This window comes from Microcoleus asticus IPMA8, assembly GCF_013179805.1.
Classification (GTDB): Bacteria; Cyanobacteriota; Cyanobacteriia; order Cyanobacteriales; family Microcoleaceae; genus Microcoleus; species Microcoleus asticus.
In genome coordinates this window covers 1-7,562 of sequence record NZ_SRRZ01000203.1, presented here as the reverse complement: position 1 = coordinate 7,562, position 7,562 = coordinate 1, and the positions used below count along the sequence as shown (strand labels likewise).

Below are 7,562 nucleotides of genomic sequence, written 5' to 3'. Positions count from 1 at the left end.
CGATTTCTCTCGGGACATCTCAACTCCTACTTAGGTTTACATCCTCATTATACATTATTTATGATTTACAAATCATTTGCGATCGCTATAGATGCTGCCATACTTGGTCAAACAGGGTTTATACTGAGTTTACCTGTGGGCGATCGCGATTAACCTTATAGCAGTGAAGTAGCTTGGCTAAGACTTGGGCTAATTCGGATTTTAAAGTTAATAGATCCCTAGTCAATCATCGGTCTGTTTAGGATTAATCCTCTTGCTGATAAGTACAGCAAAATACCATTACAAAGATGCCAAACAAAATGAGTACCTGTTGAAAAGTAAGGACAAATTTCCCGATCGAGAGTGCGGAATGAAAGGGCTAACAGGAATACCCCCGATGCTGCTAATAGAACAAATGGCTCACGCTTTTGCTGTTGATAGTGATATACTCCAAGCCCTAGTAAAACTAAAAATGCAGGAGCATAAGAAAGAGAACCGTTGAGAACATTGGTAAATTTATTGCTGAAGTTGCTGCCAAATAAAAATCCTACGAGCAATCCTCCTGCATATCCATATTTCATCCTAACTACTTGACGGCTATAGAGCCATAAAAACACAACCTGAAAGAGCATAATAGGAATCACATCTAGTAATCTTGCCCATTGTGTCGCAAATGTATGAAATAGCGCACTTCCAATACCAATACTGGTGGCTAAAGTAATCAACATCCAAATACCCGTGGGTACTTTTTGCTGTCGCCGAGCCAATTGAAAAATAGCCCATGCTGCAATGAGAAAAGAAATATTAGATACAGCATTTAGTGGTTCACTCCATAAACCAGGCATGGTACGTTCGCAGTAAAGATCGATGTAATCATTCATCTCATGTCACTGTTGTGGGAGTTGAAGCCATACTACAGCAAAAGCGTTAAAGTGAACGAAAAAACCTGTCTCAAATTTAATGAATTCCCCAATTTCTCCCGATCGCCGTTTTTTAAAATATCGAATTGCCCTGCTCATCACTATAATCGTGATTATCCCTTTAGGTTATGCGGTGAGATTTTCTCGCGGCCCTGCACCGGAATGGTTCAACGACTTTTTTGGAAGCATAGCTTATGAGGTATTTTGGATTTTGCTGGTAGTTCTGATCTGGCCGCGATTTTCCCCAATTAGGGCGGCTGTAGCTGTGTGTCTAGCTACCTGCGGAGTAGAGTTTCTCCAACTGTGGACACCTCCGTTTTTACAAGCAATGCGAGCTACTTTACCCGGAAGGCTGATTTTGGGAAATCACTTTAGTTGGTCAGATTTTATCTCTTATTTTGTGGGGAGTTTTTTAGGTTGGTTGTGGGTGCGATGGCTTCATTTCACTTGCTTCCGCTTATAACTTGTACTGAATTTAAATTGTATATTTTGATTGCCAGATCTAAAATCTTCAAATCCTCTCCCCATCAGATCCTCTAACACCACAGACAATTTATATCCACAAAAGCTGAATGATCTGGTTGCGGTTATTTTCACTCAATTATAAGCGATCGGGTTAACTTAGAATTGAGAATTTTTAGGAGTTGAAGTGGGAGGTATATTGCCGCGATCTCGCCAGAGCAACAACGGAATGGTTAACGTTCCTAAAATCATCACAGTTCCAGTCAGAATCCAAACTAGCACACGATTTGGGCGATAATCACCTCGCTCAATTTGCCAGAAAACTCGATTATAACGCCATGCTGCTAAGGGAATGACCGCAATCCCAAAAATGACCAGACTCAGCCCTAAAGTTTCGGAGTTAAAGAAGGGAGGGGAGGCAACTTCTTGGTGAGTCACTGTAGCTTGAAATTGACGCAGAAATAAACTGAACCGAGCGATCGCCAACCCAAAACCAATTAAACCGATTGAAGTTCGTAACCATGCAAGAAACGTGCGTTCATTTGCCTGATGTTCCCGCTGTCGGTCTATTTTAGAACCCTTGTTCATCAACCCTACCTTTATAAAATATCTTAAGCTTTCCCTCGTAAATTATTGTTTCAGTTCAGATTGGGGAGGGAAGTATCGGTATTGCGCTCGTGATTCATCATTACCAAAAAAGATAGTATCATAGGAATTGCGCTAAAACCATATTTTTTCAGAAAAAAACTGTGTTATAGCCTTTAATCTCGGTAATAAACCTTCCAGAAATCGGAGTGCGCAAGTCCTAGCTTATAAACCCGGTTTATACAAAAAAATCTTGGTTTGGTAATTAAGAATCTACGCATCAAGGGGGTTTCTGAGGATTAGTGCATCCAGGGCTTTATTAATTAGTAAATCGGCAAAAAAGCGATCGCCTTCATATCTACCAACAGAAAAGAAGAGGACACAGCAATGCTGTGTCCCTACAAATACCGCGGTTATAATCCTGTTTAAAAAGACTTAGCCGCACCGCCGGACTGAGCCTTTTTCTCCAACCAATCCTTGCCCAATCTGATTGTCACATCCGACTGCAAAGAACCGGTACTCTCAACCAGCACGTCTCCAAAACCCAAAAACTGGCGAATCGCTTGAGCACCTTTAATATCGCCCTGTTGAGCTACTACAGTAGTTACCTCCAACGGTTCGGGCCAAGCTTTATAAACCTGAACATTCCGATAACCTGCTTGAGTCAGAGTATTGACAAAATCTTCAACAGCAGATTCATCTCCGGTACTATCTTGAATCGCCACCTTCAGAAAAGTTGCATCAGCATTCTCAATTGTCCAACTATTCTGACCGAAGTCAAAATGTTCTGACACCAGAGTTTCGATGCCACTTTGATCGGGCAACCAAAAACTTGCCTTGTAGTCCTTAGAATCGCTAAATTTGCCGGGAACCATCAACATCTGCACGCCAGCGCGATCGGTTTGAGTAGCAAAACCAGCCAAAGCCACCAATTCTTCTATACTCAAATTCGTGTCAAGGTGAGACTGAATCACCGACAAAATCTTCGGTAGCCGAGACAGCAAACCTACATTTACTTCCTGTTCTACAAAAGCCCGCATCAACAATTGCTGGCGCTGCACCCGCCCGATATCACCCAAATCGTCGTGCCGGTAAAGCAAATATTGCACGATTTGTTCGCCGTTGAGTTTCTGCTTGCCAGCCTTTAAATTTATATATAAATGCTGGCTTTCATCGGTATACTTCATGTCCTTAGGGACATTAATAGTAATGCCACCAAGTGCATCTACCAAACTTTTGATGCCTTGAATATTGACTGTGACATATCGGTCAATTCCCACGCCGCCCAAGAGTCCGCTGACTGCCTTCGCTGACGAAGCTGGGCCCCCGTAGTAATTAGCTTCGTTTATTTTCACCTCCCCTCTACCTTCAACATAGGTGCGAGTGTCTCGCGGAATGGAAAGCACGCTTAACTTTTTATTTTGAGGGTCAAACCTAACCAACAGCATGGTATCGGTTAAGCCCTTGAAAGAGTTTTGCCAGACCTCGTATCCCTGCTCCCTATCGGCATGGCCGTCGATGTCTGAACTCAGAACTTTAAGTCCTAAAACTAAAATATTAACTGGGCGAGTCAGCTCCGGCATCTTCATGTTGAGCTTTGCCATGTCGCCTTGAGAAAACACCGCCGCTTCTTCAGGGCTCAACTTTTGTTGCTGAAGCGGCGTTGTAGAAAGGGAGACGGCTAGCAACGCTCCGGCTGTGGCTGAGAGCATGGCTACTCCCGCCAAACCAAAACCAAAACCCAGCCAACGGCCTCGATGGGGCTGGGAAGATTTTTTGGTTGCAGGTTGAGCAGTTGATTGTTGGATAGGGTCTTGATTAGGAATTTTTTGAGCTGGCACTGGCTTCCTCACACACAACAAAAATAAAAAAGATAATGGCAATATGTAGTATCAAGCTGAAGACGCAATCAATCAATACGGTAGGGGCTTAAAAGAACCCTAAATTATGATAAATGTTTGCCCACCACTTGCTCCGCTACGCGGCTAATTCCGGGCAACCATAGCGGTTGACGCTTCCAGAGGCGAACCATCAGTCCCAAAGCAACGATGAAATAGCTGGTTGTCAGCAGGCTACTCATTAATAACATGGGAAGTGTCGGAGATTCCGCAGAAATCGCTCCAGCTTCTAAAAGAATATGTCCTAATAGCCAACTAAAAGCAAGGGCAATTGCCAAGCGGCTGATGGCTTTGCGTTCGGGGCTGCCCTGACGGCGGTAAAGAGTCCACAGGGCGGGGAAAAAGCCGATGACTGGGATCATTAATACAAACAGACTTGCACGATCGAGTTCAGGATTTTCTAAGGGATCTGTATTTTTCATCATTCGCTACTCAAAATTTGCAGAAGGTCAGATTTTGCACGAAAGTTATTTGTTAGAGGGAAAATTAATATCCTAAACCAAAATTCCCAGAGCAGGGCTGGTGCGATCGCCAAACTTGTCTGTCAGAGGCAAAATTTTTCGGCACTCCCGAACCTGCGACCGATCGTTGGCAACTTTTCGACCCGGAGACCCGTATTTTGATAAACTGGATACAGCACAGCAGACAGGAGAACAGACTTAGCCATGACCCAATCCCAAAAATCAATCGTTATTGCTCCATCCATATTATCAGCCGATTTTAGCCGTCTCGGAGAAGAGATTCAGGCTGTCGATCGAGCTGGGGCTGACTGGATTCACGTAGATGTGATGGACGGTCGCTTTGTTCCTAATATTACTATCGGGCCGCTGATTGTTGAGGCAATTCGCCCTGTTACTACCAAGGTGATAGATGTCCACTTGATGATTGTGGAGCCGGAGAAGTACGTCGAGGACTTCGCTAAGGCTGGTGCTGACATTATTTCGGTTCACGCCGAGCATAATGCTTCGCCTCATTTGCACCGCACCCTCGGTCAAATTCGGGAATTGGGCAAAATGGCTGGTGTGGTTCTGAATCCTTCGACGCCTTTGGAGTTGATCGAGTACGTGCTGGAACTTTGCGATTTAGTGCTGATTATGAGCGTGAATCCCGGCTTTGGCGGTCAAAGTTTTATCCCGGCTGTTTTGCCGAAAATTCGCCAGTTGCGCAAAATGTGCGACGACAAGGGCCTCGATCCTTGGATTGAGGTAGATGGCGGTTTGAAGGGGAACAATACTTGGCAGGTTCTGGAAGCGGGCGCAAATGCGATCGTCGCTGGTTCTGCTGTGTTTAAGGCGAATGATTACGCAGGGGCGATCGAGGGTATCCGCAACAGCAAGCGTCCGACTCCTGAGTTAGCTGCTGTTTAGTTGAAAATGCGATCGTGTCCGTCAAGTTACCAATAGACTTCTCCTCTCAAAGCAGATTTTGAACAGGCAACGAGGGCCTGTTCCACGATAATTATGGGAGAAGTCTAATAAAAAAAGTGGTTTGCAGTCAGGACGAATACTCATTATTAAAAAATGGAAGAGCAAATTCTTCCATTTTTTTGTGGGCGATCGAGCAAAAGTATTGCCCGGATTGTTAACTCAAACTGTTTTACGATCGCACCCGCAGCGTCAGGCGCACAGTATCCCCAATAAAGTGAGGAATGCGCCAGCTAAAGAGGCATTTTTTGATAGTTTTCAGCAACTCCACATCCGCCAAAGTCGAAGCATCAGCATCCACAACTATGCGACTGGCGCGCACTTTAGTGAAGACAATTTCTAACACCAATTCGCCGTTTGTACCGGGCGGCACAGTCAGAGTTGCCAAGTGTTCGTTTAAACTATCGATCGCCACTTCATCCAACCCCGTAGCGCTAACGACTTCTACAGGTGATGTACTCCGCCTGTGCCGCTTTGACTTTGCGCTGGGGGTGCTGGCTAGTGCGAGCAATGGATACACCCGCTTCTGTGAGCGATTAAATGTGATGCCGCGTTCTTGTTCTTGTTCCATCCAGTCTGTGCAGCCATTATCTTTTACATAGCCTGTGCCGCCCAATACGCCCAGATATTCCACCGCTTCCGGCATTTCTACAGGAACGTTCATCGGGATGGATTCTGTACCCGGTTCGACGCGCACATCATCGCTGACAGCCACAAAAGCCGTGTACTGCGACAGAAGCTGATACGTTAGCGCCGTTTCTGTCACTGTTGCCACTCCCACTTTGGTTTCGTACTGCACCATCTGATTCATCAAATCTTTGATGCGGTGCCGCCCCCAAAGCTGGGCAACTGCCGGATTTCCAGGATCGGTAAAGTCGAGTTGGTAGGTTTGGACGTAGTGGTGTCCGCCTGCACTAACCCCTTTTATCTGCAATATTCCAGCTTCGCGATCGCCCTTTTTTCCAAAGAGAACCAGCGGTTGTTCGGCAAATAAATCCGGCGCAACTGACGGATAAATTACCGGATTTTCGCCCTCTCCCTGCCAAGTAATTTCCAGATTTACCAACACCGGATTGTTGATTTGCAGGAAAAACTTTTCGACAAATTCGTTAACTGGTTCGTCATGCCGGATAATCCGGGAGATTCCCCGCCCGATTTCCGCAATGCGATCGAGCAAAAAGCGATTGACGGAACTCCCCGCACCGAAACTGTACAGGCGATTCCCCGATTTGAGATGTTGCTGCACTTCGGCGAGAACTTGGTTTTCGTTGCCGATGTAACCGTCGCTGAGGAATACCACAGTTCGCAAGCGCCCGGATGGTGCGGGAAAATCGATCGCCGCCCGAATCCCGCCCAACATTTCCGTAGCGCCAGAAGCGCGCAGTTTGTTGATATATTCGATCGCCTGTTGTCGATTTTCTGATGTATTCGGTAGCGGTTGTTTTGACAGTTGTCGCACTTTGTCGGAAAAATCCAAAATCGAGAAAGTATCCGCTGGATTCAATCCGTTAATAAATTGCCGCAACAATGCCTGACATTGCTGCAAAGGCGCACCGGATTGCGAACCGGAAGTATCGACTAAAAAAACGACATCTTTCGGCACAATTTCATCGGTTTTGTACTCGATCGCCGGAATCAAGTAAACTGCAAAATGCCCGCCGCGATCGTCCGAATGAGTTAATACCGTCGATTGAGTTTCTCCACCTGCAATTTGATAGCGAACAATCAAATCTTTGTTGGGAATTGTATCTTTATTTCCCAATTTAACGCGCACCATTAGCCCATTTTTCTGCTCGTTTGCTAAAGCAGTTTGGGGGAAGTCGAAATATTCTATTTCCAGTTGGTGGGATGGGGAATTGACGTTACGAATCGGTACGCCCGCCTCAATTTCCAGCGTCACGCCGATATCGTGTCCCGATCGCATTCCCGGTGGCAAAATCGGGGCATTCAGGCGCGACGCATCGGGGACAATATCGGTATCGGAATTGACTGTCATTGGGGCTGGGGCGCTACCGCTAGCAGCCGTTTCATCCAGCGGCGTACCGGGAATATATCGCGGCCCGACAACCATCGGAAAAATGAATTCGTAATCGCCAGCTAAAAATTTCAAACTGTCAGTGTAGCGAATAGTGACATCGATTGATTCACCCGGTTTGATGTTGGCGAGGGACTGGGTAAAAATATTATCTCGCTCCTGTTCCAGCAGGCGTTGCTGAGTTAGAGTATGAATAGGAGGAATAATTTATGCAATGCCCAGAATGTAAATCAACCCATATCCGTAAAAACGGCAAGAA

Annotated in this window: 7 protein-coding genes; 2 read left to right on the top strand and 5 right to left on the bottom strand. The window is 45.8% G+C overall.

Annotation, left to right across the window (positions count from 1 at the left end; genetic code table 11):
- Nucleotides 1–218 precede the first annotated feature (218 nt).
- The gene (locus E5S67_RS30340) at nucleotides 219–860 is read right to left on the bottom strand and encodes a ceramidase domain-containing protein (protein ID WP_172192963.1); all 642 of its coding nucleotides are present in this window, start codon (nucleotides 858–860) and stop codon (nucleotides 219–221) included.
- Between the two features lie 79 nt (nucleotides 861–939).
- On the opposite strand from E5S67_RS30340, the gene E5S67_RS30335 reads away from it, so the two are divergent.
- Entirely contained in the window at nucleotides 940–1,362 is a 423-nt protein-coding gene (locus E5S67_RS30335) for a ribosomal maturation YjgA family protein (protein ID WP_172192961.1), read from the top strand.
- A gap of 158 nt (nucleotides 1,363–1,520) precedes the next feature.
- Here E5S67_RS30335 and E5S67_RS30330 read toward each other — a convergent pair whose 3' ends face one another.
- The 3 genes from E5S67_RS30330 to E5S67_RS30320 form a co-directional block, all read right to left on the bottom strand.
- Nucleotides 1,521–1,949, bottom strand: a complete 429-nt coding sequence (locus E5S67_RS30330) for a YidH family protein (RefSeq protein WP_172192959.1) — start codon at nucleotides 1,947–1,949, stop codon at nucleotides 1,521–1,523.
- Nucleotides 1,950–2,371: 422 nt separating this feature from the next.
- The gene (locus tag E5S67_RS30325; RefSeq protein ID WP_172192957.1) at nucleotides 2,372–3,787 is read right to left on the bottom strand and encodes an LCP family glycopolymer transferase; all 1,416 of its coding nucleotides are present in this window, start codon (nucleotides 3,785–3,787) and stop codon (nucleotides 2,372–2,374) included.
- 104 nt (nucleotides 3,788–3,891) lie between these two features.
- The gene (locus E5S67_RS30320) at nucleotides 3,892–4,266 is read right to left on the bottom strand and encodes a hypothetical protein (protein ID WP_172192965.1); all 375 of its coding nucleotides are present in this window, start codon (nucleotides 4,264–4,266) and stop codon (nucleotides 3,892–3,894) included.
- A 243-nt stretch (nucleotides 4,267–4,509) separates the two neighbouring features.
- Between E5S67_RS30320 and rpe the strand changes: the two genes are divergently transcribed.
- Nucleotides 4,510–5,211: a ribulose-phosphate 3-epimerase gene (gene rpe / locus E5S67_RS30315; protein WP_172192955.1), complete on the top strand. Its 702-nt coding sequence runs from the start codon at nucleotides 4,510–4,512 to the stop codon at nucleotides 5,209–5,211.
- A 229-nt stretch (nucleotides 5,212–5,440) separates the two neighbouring features.
- Here the strand turns inward: rpe and E5S67_RS30310 are convergent, their stop codons facing one another.
- Complete coding sequence (locus E5S67_RS30310; protein WP_246277060.1) at nucleotides 5,441–7,378, bottom strand: after-VIT domain-containing protein; 1,938 nt, start codon at nucleotides 7,376–7,378, stop codon at nucleotides 5,441–5,443.
- Between the last annotated feature and the right edge of the window lie 184 nt (nucleotides 7,379–7,562).